This window comes from Bradyrhizobium sp. 21 (assembly GCF_023073335.1).
Lineage (GTDB): Bacteria > Pseudomonadota > Alphaproteobacteria > Rhizobiales > Xanthobacteraceae > Bradyrhizobium.
Genome location: NZ_JADPJG010000004.1, coordinates 96,387 through 111,237, shown reverse-complemented (window position 1 = coordinate 111,237; position 14,851 = coordinate 96,387). Strand labels below are relative to the sequence as shown.

The window sequence follows — 14,851 nt, the reverse complement described above, 5'->3', positions numbered from 1 at the left end:
CCGCTGGCGCCGCGCCGCGATGCGGCCGCCGATCGCTTCGACGCGCTGTACCGGCTCGCCGGCCGCGATCCCGGCCTGATCAGAAGCGTGAAGCGGCTCGAGAGCATCGGCGATCACAATCTGCCGCTGCTGTTGCATGGCGAGACCGGCGTCGGCAAGGACGTGTTCGCCCGCGCCATTCACGCTGCCGGCAACCGCGCGCGTCACAACTATGTCGCGCTGAACTGCGCGGCGATGCCGGAGAGCCTGATCGACGCCGAGCTGTTCGGCTACGAGGCCGGCGCCTTCACCGGCGCGCGGCGCGACGGGTCGAAGGGCCTGATCGTGCAGGCCGACGGCGGCACGCTGTTCCTCGACGAGATTGGCGACATGCCGATCGCGCTGCAGACGCGCCTCTTGCGCGTGCTGGAGAACCGCGAAGTCTGGCCGCTGGGCGCGCTCAAGCCCGTGCCGGTTGACATTCGCCTCATTAGCGCGACCCATCGCGATCTCGGCCGCATGGCCGAGGAGGGCGCCTTCCGCACCGATCTCTATTTCCGTCTGCGCGGCATGGAGGTGCGGCTGCCTGCCTTGCGCGAGCGCGCCGACCGCGACGACGTCATCCGCCAGATCGCGCGCGAGGAGGCGCCGAACTGCCGCCTCACGGACGAGGCCTGGTCGCTGCTCTCGGCCTATCCCTATCCCGGCAACATGCGCCAGCTCCGCCACGTGCTGCGGCTTGCCGGCTGCACGGCGGAGGACGGCGTCATCACTGACTCCGACCTCGATCTGCCGCCGTTCGGCGGGAGAACCGGCGAGCCGGATCTCGCGACGGCTGAGCGTGCGACGATTGTCGAGGCCCTGCGCAAGCACGGCGGCCGCGTGACTGAAGCTGCGGGCGCGCTGAAGCTCAGCCGCGCGACGTTGTATCGGAAGATCAAGCAGTTCCGGATCGGCCCCGTCTCATCCAACCGATGACGCTGGCCGAGCGAACGCTATCGCTCCGCGAGGAGCATGCGGCGATTGAATCCGTTTCCCTCGGCGAAGAGGTAGACCGCCGAGATGATCCGGTCGGTGCCTTGCCGCGAGACCGTAAATGGCAACAGCAACAGCTCGAAGCTCACGGGCCGCCCGGCGCAGTCGGTCATCGCCTTCCGCCTGAACATCGGCACCATGCGTCGGGCGGCGGCCGTATAGTCTTCCCGAGCGCCGGGCCGCAGCGAAGCTGGTGTGATCTCGTCGATCATGCGGCCGGAACGATCCCCGCCGTAAAGTTCGGTGACGACTTTTCCCTGCGATCTGACGATGAATTCGAGGGGATGCTTCGATCCGTCCACGTCGCAGATCATGAGGTTCTCGAGCAGGTCCCGAATGCTGTCGAAATCGAACGCCTGGAATTCGGGCAGGGGCTGCGTCCCCTTGGTGCGCTCCCACATCCTGGCGAGACGTATCTGGAAGACCGACAACATCCCCTGGTCGATGAGGCGACCGGCATGCTTCATGTGCGGTGGTCCCTGCGCGCGGCCGAATGTCAACCATGGCGTCCCGGTAGATGAGGGATCAGCCCCTGCATTGTCCAGACTGGACGTACCCATTCCGGGTAGGTAAGGCAGTCGCGCGGCCGGAAGTGTGCTAAATCTTCACAAACCAAGCGTGTCGGTGCCATGGCAAAGAGCTCAGACGTCACACGCGCGGTTTCGCGGCACACGCTGTCCTACATGCTGTGCTCGGTCAGCGAGATGTTCCGGCACTACGGCGACTTCGCTGCCATGGACCTGCTCATCATCCACGGCATCCTCAACGCCAATGTGACGAACGTCATGAGCGACGTGAACCTGAATGAAAGGTTTTCAGGGATCGATGCTGTCGAGCCCGATGCAATCAAGCGCGGCGTGTCGCGGGCCGCGCTGTCGCGATTCCTGAATGTGCCCCTGGAGACGATCCGACGCCGCGTCACCGGACTGAAGCGACTCGAGATTTTAACCGAGACCAGCTCCGGGCTGATCGTCGCAGAAGGCAACGCTTACGGCTTCGGCAACAATCACGAACTCCAGATGACCAACATGTTGCTGGTACGGAAGCTGCTACGCGACCTCCGGGCTGCAGGGGTCACCGGGCCCGACGATCTCCTCCAGCCGCGGGGCAAGTCCGTCGCCCAGAAGGCGCGACTGCCAAGGCCGGCGGGGAGGAACGGCCCGAAGCGATCGCATCCCCGCTAGAAATCGCGTTGAACGAGCCTCTCTTCGCGAACTCCCGGCCAGCTCACATCACGAAAAGTCGCTCCAGCTCAGATGGCGGGAGTCGAGATCGCCGACGGTCACGGTGTCGCGGATCTCGCGCGGGGTGTGGAAGCTGCTGTGCAGATACACCAGCGGCGCGGCCGCGGTCGAATGCGACACCCCGCGCACCTCGCCCACGAAGATCGAATGCGTCTTCGTCTCGAACTCCTGCGCCAGCACGCAGTCGAAGGCAGCGACCGCATCCGTCAGCACCGGCGCGCCGGTCACGCCGCGCGTCCATTGACCGAACGCGAAACGGTCGTCGCCATTGACGCCCTTCTGGCCGCTGAAGGTGAGCGCGAGCAGCGCGTGATCCTCGTGCAGGAAGTTGATCGCGAAGGCGCCTTCCTCGCGGATGCGCGCATGCGCGCTGGCGTTGCGGTTGACGCAGACGATCAGGGACGGCGGATTGTCCGACAGTGAGCAGGCCGACGTCACCGTCAGCCCCGTCCGCTTGCCATGCTCGGCGCCCACCGTCACCAGTGCAACCGCGCCGGCGCACTGTCGCATCGCCTGCTTGAAATCCTTTGCGTCCACGCTCACGCGATGATCTCCCGAAAAAAGCGGGTGCGGTACGTTCGCGCCGCACCCGCCTCAGGTCAAGCTGCCTTCTGCGCGGAGCCGAGATGCTTCAAACGCGGCATCACCTCGTTCCTGAGCAGCGAGAGCGAGTGGTGCCAGGCCTCCGCCTTGTGCTTGTAGTCGAAGCCGAACACCAGCAGCACGCCGAAGCCGCCGACCTCGTCGTAGATCTTCTCGATTTTCTCGGCGACGGTCGCCGGCGAGCCGACTATCCAGTTCCGCTTGGCGCAATATTCGACGGTGACGTCGCTATCGGGCACCTCGGGCGCGTGCTTCAGATAGTCCTTGAAGCCGAAATGGCCGAGCAGCGGCAGGAAGTACTCGCCCATCATCCGGCCCATCATGTCGCCGGTCGAGAGCTTCCAGGCCTCCTCGTCGGTGTCGGCGACGAACACCTCGCGCACCAGCCGCCAATCCGCGCGGTTCGGCTTGCGCCCGGTCTTGGCGGCGCCTGCAACAACTGAGTCCCAATGGCTGCCGACATAGGCCGGGTTGAGGTTGAGGCTCATCGGAATGAAGCCGCGCTCGCCCGCGAGCTTCAGCGTGTCCGAGTTCTTCGACAGCCCGGCGACGCCGATCGGCGGATGCGGCGCCTGCAGCGGCTTGATATGGGGCTTGAGGAAGTCGAACATCGTGTCCGGCTTGGTCACCGTCCAGAACTTGCCCTTGTAGGTGAAGGGCGCTGGATCGCTCCACAGCTTCAGGATGATCTCCAGCGCCTCGCGGGTCATGTCGCGGTTCTGTCCGCTCATGCCGTCGACGTTGAACATCGCCCAGTCGCTCGGCAGGCCTGAGGCAGCGACGCCGAAATTGAGCCGGCCCTCGGAGAGATGGTCGAGCATCGCCACGCGGTTGGCGAGCTCGGCCGGGTGGTGATAGGGCAGCAGGAATCCGCCCGGTCCGATGCGGATGTTCTTGGTCTGCATCAGCGCCTGCGCGATCAATAGATCCGGCGTGGGATTGGGTTCCCAGGGCGCGGTGTGGTGCTCGCCGACCCAGGCCTCCTGATAGCCGAGCTCGTCGAGCCAGCGCATGACTTGCAGGTCCCAGTCGTTCCCTTCCTTCAGGCCGCACTCCGGCGGGTGCGAAGGCATCGTGAAATAGCCGATCTCCATGGGTTTCCTCATCTGATGTTGACGCGTCTTGTTGCGCGTTGCTGGACTTGAACACGACAGTTTTAGCAAGCGGTGTGCCAGCGCAGACAGCGCCCCAGACCTGCGAGAAAAGGCTGGTTTGGGGTGGCAATAGCCGATATCCCGGGGCAGATTTGCCAAGCGCCGTCTCATTGTCGCGAGACGGCGTCTTGACCGTGAGACGAGGACACGATTCGAGATGACCGAACCCGCCTATGTCGCGGTGGACTGGGGCACCAGCAGTTTTCGGCTGTGGCTGATCGACCCCGCCGGCCAGGTGCTGACTGAGCGGCGCAGCGATGAGGGCATGCTGGCGGCGGCCAAGGCCGGTTTCCCCGCCGTGCTGCAATCGCACCTTGCGGCGGTCGAGTCGCCCAGTCATCTGCCGGTCCTCGTCTGTGGCATGGCCGGTGCGCGTACCGGCTGGGTCGAGGCCGGCTATGTCGACACGCCGGCGCCGCTCTCTGCCGTTCTGAAGCAGGCCGCGCGTGTGCCGGGAGAGACGCGCGATATCCGCATCCTTCCGGGCATCGCGCAGCGTGACGCCAAGGCGCCGGACGTGATGCGCGGCGAGGAAACGCAATTGCTCGGCGCGCTCGGTCTGGATGCCGCGGGCGAAGCGCTGGTCTGCATGCCTGGCACGCATTCGAAATGGGTGCGGGTGAAGGACGGCACGGTCGAACATTTCTCCACCTTCATGACCGGCGAGCTGTTCAGCGTCGTCTCGCGCGAGACGATCCTGTCGCTCGCGGTCGCCGGCGCTGATGACGCCGAAGATGTCGCGAGCTTCCAGGCTGCGGTGAAGGCTGCGTACGAAGCGCCGGCTTTTGCCGCCAATCTTCTGTTCGGCGCGCGCTCGCGACAACTGCTGTTCGGCGGCACGCCGGCTGCTGCGCGCGAAACACTGTCGGGCACGCTGATCGGCGTCGAGCTTGCGGCAGGGCTCGCCGGCGCGGTGCCGAAAGCAGGCATCACGCTGATCGCCTCGGGGCGGCTGGCGATGCTGTATCGGCTCGCCTTCGACGCGCTGTCGATCACCGTGCAACCGGTCGATGCCGATGAAGCGGTCCGCCGCGGCCTGGCGATGGCGGCGGCCGCGATCTGGACGAGTTAGGAAGGATTTTTGAGATGACCGTTCCCTTTCCACCGATGAAGCGTCCGCTGGTCGCGATCCTGCGCGGCGTCAAGCCGGAGGAGACTGAAGCCATCGTCGGCGTGCTCATCGAAGCCGGCATGACCGCGATCGAGATCCCCTTGAACTCACCCGATCCGTTCCGTTCGATCGGGACCGCCGCGAAGCTCGCGCCGGCCGGTGTGCTGATCGGCGCCGGCACGGTGCTCGCCACCGCGGATGTCGATCGTCTCAATGACGTCGGCGGCAAGCTGATGGTCTCGCCGAATGTGGATACGCAGGTGCTCACGCGTGCACATCAGTATGCCATGGTGACGTTGCCGGGCGTGTTCTCGCCGACCGAGGCGCTGCTCGCGACGCGCTCCGGCGCATCGGGCCTAAAGTTCTTTCCGGCGGGTGTGCTCGGCGCGTCCGGCATTGCCGCGATCCGGGCGGTGCTGCCTGCCGGCGTGATGATCGCCGCGGTCGGCGGCGTCTCCGACCAGAATTTTGCCGAGTACATCAAGGGCGGCGTGACGGCGTTCGGGCTTGGTTCCAGCCTCTACAAGCCCGGCATGACGGCAACGGACGTTGCCGCTCGCGCAAAATTGACGATCGCGGCCTATGATCGGGCGATTGCGAAAGACTGAGCCTGCAATAAACAAGCCGTGATGCCGTCACGGTCGCGCGTTGTCCTATCTTGCTGCGACAGTGAGATCAGGAGACCGACATGGCGATCAACAATGTAGCCGATCTGTTCGTGGCAACGCTCGAACAGGCCGGCGTCAAGCGCATCTACGGCATCGTCGGCGACAGCCTGAATGCGCTGACCGAAGCGCTGCGGCGGCGCGGCACGATCGAATGGATCCATGTCCGGCACGAGGAAGTGGCGGCCTTCGCCGCTGCCGGCGAAGCGGAGATGACGGGCAGCCTTGCGGTGTGCGCGGGCTCCTGCGGTCCCGGCAATCTGCATCTGATCAACGGCCTGTTCGACGCGCATCGCAGCCGCGTTCCCGTGCTGGCCATCGCCGCGCAAATCCCGACCGCCGAGATCGGCAGCGGATATTTCCAGGAGACGCATCCGCAAAACCTGTTCCGCGAGTGCAGCCATTATTGCGAGTTGGTCTCCGACCCCAGCCAGCTTCCCTACGTGCTGGAAAACGCCATCCGCGCGGCGGTCGGCATGCGCGGCGTTGCAGTCGTTGCCATGCCCGGCGACGTCGCTTTCCGTAGCCCACCCAAGCGCGCGCTGTCGACGGCGCGTGGCCTTACGCTGTCGGCGCCAAAAATCGTGCCGCAGGCGGGTGAGCTGAAGGCGCTCGCGGACCTGCTCAACGGGGCCGAACGCATCACCCTGTTCTGCGGCCGCGGCTGCGCCGGCGCGCATGCGACGCTGATGCAGCTTGCTGAGGCCTTGAAGAGCCCGATCGTGCATGCGCTGGGCGGCAAGGAGCATGTCGAATACGACAATCCCTACGACGTGGGCATGACCGGCTTCATTGGCTTCTCCTCGGGCTATGCCGCCATGCACGCCTGCGACGCGCTGGTGATGCTCGGCACGGATTTTCCCTACAAGCAGTTCTTCCCGACCGATTGCAAGGTCGCGCAGATCGACATCCGTCCGGAAAATCTCGGGCGGCGCTGCAAGATCGATCTTGGTCTCGTCGGCGACGTCAGGCTCACCATCGAGGCGCTGCTGCCCCTGCTCGAGCCCAAGACGCAGCGCAAGCATCTCGACGATGCCATTGCGCACTACAAGAAAGCGCGGGAAGGCCTGGACTCGCTTGCCAAGGGCAAGCCGGGCAGCAAGCCGATCCATCCGCAATATCTTGCAAAGATCATCAGCGACCATGCGTCCGACGATGCCGTGTTCACCGCCGATGTCGGCACGCCGACGGTGTGGGCCGCGCGCTATCTCGACATGAACGGCCGCCGCCGGCTGATCGGCTCCTTCGTGCACGGCTCGATGGCCAATGCCATGCCGCAAGCGATCGGCGCGCAGGCCGCGCAGCCCGGCCGCCAAATCATTTCGCTCTCCGGTGACGGTGGCTTCACCATGCTGATGGGCGATTTGATCACGCTGACGCAAATGAAGCTGCCGGTGAAAATCGTCGTCTTCAACAACGGCGTGCTCGGCTTCGTCGCGCTGGAGATGAAGGCGGCGGGCTTCGTCGACACCAATGTCGATTTGGAGAATCCGGACTTCGCGGCGATGGCGCGCGCGATGGGCATCTTTGCCAAACGCGTCGAGGACCCCGGCGAGCTTCCCGGCGCGATGAAGGAGATGCTTGCCCACAACGGCCCGGCCCTGCTCGACGTCGTCACCGCCAAGCAGGAGCTGTCGATGCCGCCGACCATCACGCCCGAGCAGATCAAGGGTTTCAGCCTCTGGGTCCTGCGCGCGGTGATGAACGGCCGCGGCGACGAGGTGCTCGATCTCGCCAAGACAAATCTGTTGCCGCGTTAGCCCCGCTTCACCGACGGCGCGGGGAGCCGCTCGTGGCGGTTCTGGAAACGCTGCCAGTGCAGCACGATGCCGATCAGCAGCGCCGGCAGGAAGCCGAGCGCGATCAGGAAATGCGGCAGCTGTGTCGGCGAGATGAACGCCATGGCGATATCCGAGATCAGCCACAACGCGGCGAACATCACCGCGAAATCGGTGCGCGGGCAGCGCAGATAGTAGAACACGGCGGTGATGACGATGGCGGGTCCGATGGCGATGCCGATCATCACCGCCGTCAGCTCCTTCGGCGTCAGCGCGTCGAGCACCATTGATGCCAGCAGCCAGAGCGCGGCGAACATGGCGACGATGTCGAGCGGATGCCGCAACCCAATACCTCTCGCGGGAACGTGCTATCGTTGTGGCCAGGGCCCGTGTCCGTCAAGTAAAATACGCCTATTCCTCGCCGTTTCCTGGCGTCGGACGCAGCATGAAATGGCCAAAGGCGGTGGCGATCGGCTTGTCCGCATCGTCCTGCCAGGCGCGCGCCTCGAAGGCGACGATGCGCCGGCCCTGCTTCACGATCGAGACATTGGCAACGGTGTCGAGCGCGCGGCCGGAGCGCAGATAGTTGACGGTTAGTCCGATCGGCTTGGGCAATGCGGCGGCGCCAAGCTCGCGCGCCACACCGAAGATCGCGGTGGTCTCGAGGAAGGCACCGGTCATGCCGCCATGGATCGCGGGCAGGATCGGATTGCCGATGATCTTCGGCGAGAACGGCATCGTCAGCGTGCCGTCGGCGTTGACGCGGATGCCGAGGCAGCGCGCGAACGGACTGTTGGCAAACGGCCCGTCCGGATCCTCCGGCGCCTCCAGCGACGGGATGTTGCGCGCATCCATCCTGCGGTCCGCGAGCATGTTGGTGCGGTTGGCGCCGATCATGAAGCAGGCGGTCGCGGTCGCGACCGGATCGTCCTCGGAGTCCTGATAGGCGGTGGAGCGCACGAAGGCGATCGAGCGCGTGGTGCGGTAGCAGACCGAATGCGCCTTGATGTCGAGCCCCGGCGTCGCCGGCTTCTGATAGTCGATGCGCAGGTCGAGCGTTGCGATCGCGTGCGTGCCGTCGAGCGCAAGCTGCACGGCCATGCCGCAGCTCTCGTCCAGCATCGCGGTGACGACGCCGCCATGCAGCACGCCGGTCTCGGTGTCGCCGACGAAGACGGGCCGGTAGGGCAGGCTGGACCAGGCCTCGCCAGGCGCAAAGCGGTCGAGCTGGAGCCCGCTGATATGGCCGTAATCGGAGCGGCGGCCCCTGATCGCCTCGGCAAGTTCCTCGAACGGAAGTGTGGTCGGTGAGCTGGACATGACGACGTTCTAGACCAGTGTCGGGCGCGGCGCAAAATCCCGAATACGCTTCGGACGGCGTGCCGGGGCGGTTTGGCCTCGACAGGGCGGGCCGAAGCAACGATGGTGAGCGCCTTGTTCGTCCGACTAGCCGCAAGGAGTGCCCATGGTCGATCCCGAAGCGCCCGCCACCAGCCAGGGCCCCGTCATCATTTCGAGCTCGAGCTCCGAGCGGGCGCCGATCATCTATTTCGACGGTGCATCCTGCTTCGGCCACCACAACGGCGCGATCCAGATCGAGCTCGCCGCGAACCTGCTGATGCCTGTCGGCGCCGCCGTCAGGGTCGACGTCGTCCAGACCGCGCATCTCCGCTGCAGCGTGGCCGCGGCGCTGGCGCTGCGCGAAGCGCTCGACAAGGCGCTGGCGATGTACCAGCAGGGCCAGCAGCAGCCGAGGCCGGAGGAGATTCCGGCGGTGAAGAACTGAGGCGGCCAGCATAATCGAACGGGCCTTCATGGTTCGAGACGCGCCGCAAGGCGGCGCTCCTCACCATGAGGGTTTAATGTCTTGCCGCGAAACAAGTCCTCATCCTGAGGGCCCGCCATCGGCGGGCGTCTCGAAGGATGGCCGCAAGTGCGGCCCGTCGCTAGCTCACATGCACCTTCGGCTTCCTGCCATCATTCCACTTGCCGTCGAGCGCGCGCTCGATTTGGGCGGCGAGTTGCAGCAGCAGGCCGTCATTGGCCTGCTTGGCAAGGGCCTGGATGCCGAGCGGCAGGCCGTGGTCCTGGGTTGCCATCGGCATCGAGATCGCCGGCATGCCGCAGAGATTGGCCAGCGGCGTGAAGGCGAAGAAGCGCCAGAGATTACCGAACCAGTCGAGCACGTCAGGGTTGTCGGAGATGGTGAGATATTCCCTGGTGCCGACCTTCGGCGTCGGCAACGCGGTGATCGGCGTCAGGATCACGTCCCACTGCTCGAAGAAGGCGCCGAAGGCGCGTGAGGTCGTGTTGAACACGCCTTGCATCTTCGCGCGCTCGGCAAAGCTGGTGTGCCGGCCGGCTTCCCAGATACGGATGTTCATGGGCTCGATCAAATCTTCCGGCGGCTTTTCCAGTCCGCGCGCGGCGAGCATGTTGGAGATCACCACGGCAAAATTGCTGATGTAGCAGGTGGTCTGCGCCGCGAACGCGGCGCGGAAGTCGAGCTCGGGCAGGGCGTAGTCGACGTGATGGCCGAGGCCTTCGAGGAAGCGGCCGGCCTTCTCCAGTTCGGCTGCGATCTCAGGCGTCGCGGTGTAATCGCCCCATGTGTGCGACAATGCGATGCGAAGTTTTGTCGGATCGCGCTTGATCATCTCGGAATAGGGCTGCGCCGTGGTCCAGAACGGCATGAACTCGCCGGGCGCGGGTCCCCTTGCATGATCGACGAAGGCTGCGGTGTCGCGCACCGAGCGTGACTGGCAGCCCTGGATCGAGACGAGGCCGGTGAGGTCGGACATGTGCGGCGCGAGCGAGAACACGCCGCGCGAGACTTTCAGCCCGATATTGCCGTTGACGCCGGCGGGAATGCGGATCGAGCCACCGCCGTCGGTCGCATGTGCGATCGGCACCACGCCGGCCGCGACCATCGCGGCGCTGCCTGCCGACGAGCCGCAGGTGGTGTAGTCGGTATCCCAGGGATTGCGCGTGACGTAGACGGCCGGATTGTCGGCCGAGCTGCACACGCCGAATTCCGGCGTCGTGGTGCGCCCGATCAGGTTCAATCCGGCCTGGCGGAATTTGCCGGTCAGGAAGGTGTCGGCGCCGGCGCGATTGCCGCGCATCAGCAGCGAGCCCATTTCCTGGAGCCGGCCCTTCATGGTGGGGCCGAGGTCCTTCATCAGGAAGGGGAGGCCGGCAAACGGGCCGGCGAGATTGGCGCCGTCCTTGGCCGGATCGGCGATCACGTCCTCGAACAGCTCGACCACGCCCGACAGTGCCGGATTGACCTTGGCCACACCGGCGGCGGCCTGCCGCGCCAATTCCTTTGCCGACAGCTCGCCCTTGCGGACGCGGGCCGCGAGGCCAACGCCGTCGTGCTGCGCCCATTCATTCCAGCTCATCGGCAAAGTCATGCGATCCAAACCTCTTCGTGCGGCGCCACCTTAGTTTCGCACAGGAACATTTTAATCAACTGAGGCGGCGCGAAGGGCAGGGTTGCGCCGGATGGAGAGGTAATCCCGCATTGCATGCGCACGCATCAATTCGAGAGCTTTGCGATTGCCGCGATCGGCCCGCCGCCGGCGGGGCCCTGGTGCTCGGCGCCGCCGGAGACGTAGACCGCGCCGGTGCCGGCGAGGCCGGCAATCAAGCCACCGACCGCCGCGCGGGCGTGGCGAGTCGAGCTGATGTCGGTGTCTTCCAGCATGGTGTGGCGGAAGCCGCGCACGCTGCCACCAGGCGAGGCCTCGGCCTTGGCGAAGATGTTGACGAGCTCGCGGCCCGCGGTTACCTGCGGCGCGATGCCGAGCCCAACGCTGTTCAGCGCGGACATGACTGCGGCGGAATCGATGGCATCGCTCATCACGGCATGCCCGATCTCGCATTCGCTCGCTGACGCCGCCGAGTTGCCGAGCACGATGACGACGTTGTGCATCAGCTCGATCCCGGACGAGGTCGAGGCCACCTTCGAGAACAAATCGTAGCGCCGTAATACGTCGTCGTCGCGGACGTCAGTTGCGATCTCGCCGAGCGCGACCGCAACTCCGAGCGCGGAGGCGCCGCGCGAATAGGCCATCGAGCTGTAAGCGCTGGTCGTGGCCGTCTTGTTGCCACGCGCGTTTGCCGCTTCGATGCGATCGCTGGTGAGCAGTGGGCACTTGATCTGCACGAAATGGACGTCGGCGGGGTCGGTGATACCGGCATCCTCCACTGCCGCCTTCACGGCCCTGGCTGTCTCCGTGATCTGTGCGGAGCGGCCGAGCTCTTCAGGCAGGAAATCGCGGGTGTGCGCCATGCCGATGCTCAGCCGCTTGCCTGCGATGCCTGCCGGCCGCTGCGGGACGTCCTGGCGCGTGAACACGGTGATGTGCGGGCTGAGTACGCCCTCGGTGCCGCCCGACATGACGAAAGCGATGCGCTGCTCGACCTCGTGCGGCGACAGGCCGAGCTGCGGCGCCAGCGCCGTGCACAGCGCGGCGACGGCATATTCCCGGGTAAAGTCGTTGACGCCGCCATTGCCCTCGGTCTTGCCGAGGATGGCCAGAATCGTCTTTGGATCGATCGTGCCCGAGCCGATCATGGCCATGAGGCCGGAGACGTCGCCGGGGCCCTTGGTGGCGACTTTGAAGACGCCGACCGATGTCGTCCGCATTGAGTCCTCATAAGCAGTTCGGTGGTCCGGCGGCTCAACCAGCCGTGGAACAGCGGCATCTGTCAAGCCACAAGCGACGCGCCGACACCCCCACGAATGTGGCGAGATCACATCGCTTCAACAAAAAATCCCCTGTCGACGGTCGTCCGCGGTACCTTGATGAATCAACCCCGGTTGGTCCATAAGCGGCGTCCCGCAGCCGGTGGTTCGCCCCGCGGTGCGTGCTTGGATAGAGGGATTCTCGCGTGGCAAACATCAACCAGAAAATTGCGCAGGAGCTTGGGGTCCGAGCGGAGCAGGTCGAGGCGACGGTGACGCTGCTCGACGGCGGCGCCACGGTTCCCTTCATCGCGCGCTACCGCAAGGAAGCGACCGGTGCGCTCGACGACGCGCAATTGCGCACCCTGGAGGAGCGCCTGGGTTACCTGCGCGAGCTCGAAGACCGCCGCAAGGCCATCCTCGAATCGGTCCGCGAGCAGGGCAAGCTCGATGCCGCACTCGAAGCCTCCATCCTCGCCGCCGACAGCAAAGCCCGCCTCGAAGACATCTATCTGCCGTTCAAGCCGAAGCGCCGCACCAAGGCCGAGATTGCCAAGGAAGCCGGCCTCGAGCCGCTCGCCAATCAGCTCATGGCGGAGCCCACGAACGATCCCAAGGTCGTGGCCGAAAGCTATGTCAACGCCGAGAAAGGCGTCGCCGATGCCGCTGCCGCGCTGGACGGCGCCCGCGCCATCCTGGTCGAACGTTTCGACGAGGACGCCGATTTGATCGGGGCCCTGCGCGAGGAGATGTGGACCAATGCGCGCATGGCCTCCAAGGTGCGCGAGGGAAAGAAGACCGAGGGCGAAAAGTTCGCCGACTATTTCGAGTTCTCCGAGCCGCTGACCAAGCTGCCCTCGCACCGTATCCTCGCGATGTTCCGCGGCGAGAAGGAAGAGATCCTCGACCTGCAAATGCAGGCCGAGATCGAGGTGTCGCCGCCCGGTGTGCCGAGCGCCTATGAACTGAAGATCATGAAGCGGTTCGGCATCGCGGACCTCAAGCGCGCCGGCGACCGCTGGCTGATCGACACCGTGCGCTGGGCCTGGCGCACCAAGATCCAGGTGCATCTCAACATCGATTTGCGGATGCGGCTGTGGAATGCGGCCGAGACCGAGGCCGTGCGCGTGTTCGCCTCCAATTTGCGCGACCTCCTGCTCGCCGCGCCCGCTGGCACCCGCGTCACCATGGGGCTCGATCCCGGCTTCCGCACCGGCGTCAAGGTCGCCGTCACCGACGCGACCGGCAAGGTCGTCGATACCGCCGTGATCTATCCGCACGAGCCGCAGCGGCAGTGGAACGAGGCGCTGGCGATCCTCGGCAAGCTCGCGCTGAAACATCGCGTCGAGCTGATCGCGATCGGCAACGGCACCGCCTCGCGCGAGACCGACAAGCTCGCGGCCGATCTCGTCAAGGGCCTGGCCGAGCTGAAGATGACCAAGATCGTGGTGTCGGAAGCGGGCGCCTCGGTCTATTCGGCCTCGGCTTTCGCCTCGGAGGAATTGCCGGGCCTCGACGTCACCCTGCGCGGCGCGGTCTCGATCGCACGGAGGCTCCAGGATCCGCTCGCCGAGCTGGTCAAGATCGAGCCCAAGGCGATCGGCGTCGGCCAGTATCAGCACGACCTCGGCCAGGCCAAGCTTGCAAAATCGCTTGACGCCGTGGTCGAAGACTGCGTGAACGCCGTCGGCGTCGACGTCAACACCGCTTCCGCACCGCTGCTGGCGCGCGTGTCGGGCGTGGGCTCCGGCCTTGCCCAGAGCATCGTGGCACACCGCGACGCCAACGGCCCGTTCAAGTCGCGCAAGGCGCTGAAGGAGGTGCCGCGGCTCGGGCCCAAGGCGTTCGAGCAGTGCGCTGGCTTCCTGCGCATCCTCGGCGGCGAGGATCCGCTCGATGCCTCCGGCGTGCATCCGGAAGCTTATCCCGTCGTGCGGCGGATTCTCAGCGCCACCAAGAGCGACATCAAGGCGCTGATCGGCAGCAGCGAGATCGTGCGCACGCTGAAGCCGAAGGATTTCGTCGACGAGACGTTTGGTCTGCCGACCGTCACCGACATCCTGCGCGAGCTCGAGAAGCCCGGCCGCGACCCGCGACCGGCGTTCAAGGCCGCGGTGTTCATGGACGGCGTCGAGGAGATCAAGCATCTCAAAAAGGGCATGATCCTCGAGGGCACCGTGACCAACGTCGCCGCCTTCGGCGCCTTTGTCGACATCGGCGTGCACCAGGACGGCCTCGTGCACATCTCGGCGATGTCCAAGACCTACATCAAGGATCCGCGCGAGGTGGTGAAGCCCGGCGACATCGTCAAGGTGAAGGTGCTGGACTTCGAGGTCGCCCGCAAGCGCATCTCCCTGACCCTGCGCCTCGACGACGAGGTCGGCTCCAACAAGGATGCGCCCGGCATGCAGCGCGACAACAGCTCGCGCAAACCCGCCCGCATGACCTCGTCGGCACCGCGCCAACAGGAATCCTCCGCCGGCGGCGCCCTCGCCGAAGCGCTGCGCCGCGCAGCGGAGAAGAACGGCGGCAAGCGCGCGTGACTCTTAACCTCTCCCCGTAAGAAAGGGGCGAGGGAGCGAGAGAGCA

14 protein-coding genes are annotated in these 14,851 nt (G+C 65.6%); 7 read left to right on the top strand and 7 right to left on the bottom strand.

Annotated elements, in window-relative coordinates; all coding sequences use genetic code 11:
- The coding region (locus IVB31_RS07955; RefSeq protein ID WP_247320569.1) for a sigma 54-interacting transcriptional regulator at positions 1–957 on the top strand (957 nt) is incomplete at its 5' end.
- A gap of 17 nt (positions 958–974) precedes the next feature.
- Here the strand turns inward: IVB31_RS07955 and IVB31_RS07950 are convergent.
- Positions 975–1,481 carry a PAS domain-containing protein gene (locus tag IVB31_RS07950; protein WP_247320567.1) on the bottom strand — a complete coding sequence of 169 codons (507 nt, stop codon included), beginning with the start codon at positions 1,479–1,481 and terminating at the stop codon, positions 975–977.
- 216 nt (positions 1,482–1,697) lie between these two features.
- Between IVB31_RS07950 and IVB31_RS07945 the strand changes: the two genes are divergently transcribed.
- Positions 1,698–2,198 (top strand): hypothetical protein, encoded by a 501-nt coding sequence (locus IVB31_RS07945; protein WP_247320565.1) that lies wholly within the window; start codon positions 1,698–1,700, stop codon positions 2,196–2,198.
- A 48-nt stretch (positions 2,199–2,246) separates the two neighbouring features.
- Here IVB31_RS07945 and IVB31_RS07940 read toward each other — a convergent pair whose 3' ends face one another.
- Complete coding sequence (locus IVB31_RS07940) at positions 2,247–2,801, bottom strand: flavin reductase family protein (protein ID WP_247320562.1); 555 nt, start codon at positions 2,799–2,801, stop codon at positions 2,247–2,249.
- A gap of 56 nt (positions 2,802–2,857) precedes the next feature.
- Entirely contained in the window at positions 2,858–3,955 is a 1,098-nt protein-coding gene (locus IVB31_RS07935) for an LLM class flavin-dependent oxidoreductase (RefSeq protein ID WP_247320890.1), read from the bottom strand.
- A gap of 217 nt (positions 3,956–4,172) precedes the next feature.
- On the opposite strand from IVB31_RS07935, the gene IVB31_RS07930 reads away from it, so the two are divergent.
- The 3 genes from IVB31_RS07930 (at position 4,173) to poxB (ending at position 7,551) form a co-directional block, all read left to right on the top strand.
- The gene (locus tag IVB31_RS07930) at positions 4,173–5,087 is read left to right on the top strand and encodes a 2-dehydro-3-deoxygalactonokinase (RefSeq protein WP_247320561.1); all 915 of its coding nucleotides are present in this window, start codon (positions 4,173–4,175) and stop codon (positions 5,085–5,087) included.
- A 14-nt stretch (positions 5,088–5,101) separates the two neighbouring features.
- Positions 5,102–5,734: a 2-dehydro-3-deoxy-6-phosphogalactonate aldolase gene (locus tag IVB31_RS07925; protein ID WP_247320559.1), complete on the top strand. Its 633-nt coding sequence runs from the start codon at positions 5,102–5,104 to the stop codon at positions 5,732–5,734.
- Positions 5,735–5,814: 80 nt separating this feature from the next.
- The gene (poxB, locus tag IVB31_RS07920) at positions 5,815–7,551 is read left to right on the top strand and encodes a ubiquinone-dependent pyruvate dehydrogenase (RefSeq protein WP_247320558.1); all 1,737 of its coding nucleotides are present in this window, start codon (positions 5,815–5,817) and stop codon (positions 7,549–7,551) included.
- On the opposite strand, the gene IVB31_RS07915 is transcribed toward poxB, so the two are convergent.
- Positions 7,548–7,913, bottom strand: coding sequence for a hypothetical protein (locus IVB31_RS07915; protein WP_247320555.1), 366 nt, complete (start codon positions 7,911–7,913; stop codon positions 7,548–7,550). The two genes, poxB and IVB31_RS07915, sit on opposite strands and share 4 nt — an antisense overlap.
- A 67-nt stretch (positions 7,914–7,980) precedes the next feature.
- Positions 7,981–8,889, bottom strand: a complete 909-nt coding sequence (locus IVB31_RS07910; protein ID WP_247320553.1) for a PaaI family thioesterase — start codon at positions 8,887–8,889, stop codon at positions 7,981–7,983.
- 145 nt (positions 8,890–9,034) lie between these two features.
- Between IVB31_RS07910 and IVB31_RS07905 the strand changes: the two genes are divergently transcribed.
- Positions 9,035–9,355, top strand: coding sequence for a hypothetical protein (locus IVB31_RS07905; RefSeq protein WP_247320551.1), 321 nt, complete (start codon positions 9,035–9,037; stop codon positions 9,353–9,355).
- A 160-nt stretch (positions 9,356–9,515) separates the two neighbouring features.
- On the opposite strand, the gene IVB31_RS07900 is transcribed toward IVB31_RS07905, so the two are convergent.
- Entirely contained in the window at positions 9,516–10,985 is a 1,470-nt protein-coding gene (locus tag IVB31_RS07900) for an amidase (RefSeq protein ID WP_247320549.1), read from the bottom strand.
- Between the two features lie 125 nt (positions 10,986–11,110).
- Positions 11,111–12,223, bottom strand: a complete 1,113-nt coding sequence (locus IVB31_RS07895) for a ring-opening amidohydrolase (protein WP_247320547.1) — start codon at positions 12,221–12,223, stop codon at positions 11,111–11,113.
- A gap of 245 nt (positions 12,224–12,468) precedes the next feature.
- Between IVB31_RS07895 and IVB31_RS07890 the strand changes: the two genes are divergently transcribed.
- Positions 12,469–14,805: a Tex family protein gene (locus IVB31_RS07890; protein WP_247320545.1), complete on the top strand. Its 2,337-nt coding sequence runs from the start codon at positions 12,469–12,471 to the stop codon at positions 14,803–14,805.
- The last annotated feature ends 46 nt before the right edge of the window (positions 14,806–14,851 follow it).

Excerpts from the sequence above, each read along its gene's own strand:
- IVB31_RS07945 (WP_247320565.1), top strand. The coding sequence starts at position 1,698 with ATGCTGTGCTCGGTCAGCGAGATGTTCCGGCACTACGGCGACTTCGCT.
- IVB31_RS07935 (WP_247320890.1), bottom strand. The coding sequence starts at position 3,955 with ATGGAGATCGGCTATTTCACGATGCCTTCGCACCCGCCGGAGTGCGGC.
- IVB31_RS07930 (WP_247320561.1), top strand. The coding sequence starts at position 4,173 with ATGACCGAACCCGCCTATGTCGCGGTGGACTGGGGCACCAGCAGTTTT.
- IVB31_RS07950 (WP_247320567.1), bottom strand. The coding sequence starts at position 1,481 with ATGAAGCATGCCGGTCGCCTCATCGACCAGGGGATGTTGTCGGTCTTC.
- poxB (WP_247320558.1), top strand. The coding sequence starts at position 5,815 with ATGGCGATCAACAATGTAGCCGATCTGTTCGTGGCAACGCTCGAACAG.
- IVB31_RS07905 (WP_247320551.1), top strand. The coding sequence starts at position 9,035 with ATGGTCGATCCCGAAGCGCCCGCCACCAGCCAGGGCCCCGTCATCATT.
- IVB31_RS07910 (WP_247320553.1), bottom strand. The coding sequence starts at position 8,889 with ATGTCCAGCTCACCGACCACACTTCCGTTCGAGGAACTTGCCGAGGCG.
- IVB31_RS07895 (WP_247320547.1), bottom strand. The coding sequence starts at position 12,223 with ATGCGGACGACATCGGTCGGCGTCTTCAAAGTCGCCACCAAGGGCCCC.
- IVB31_RS07900 (WP_247320549.1), bottom strand. The coding sequence starts at position 10,985 with ATGACTTTGCCGATGAGCTGGAATGAATGGGCGCAGCACGACGGCGTT.
- IVB31_RS07925 (WP_247320559.1), top strand. The coding sequence starts at position 5,102 with ATGACCGTTCCCTTTCCACCGATGAAGCGTCCGCTGGTCGCGATCCTG.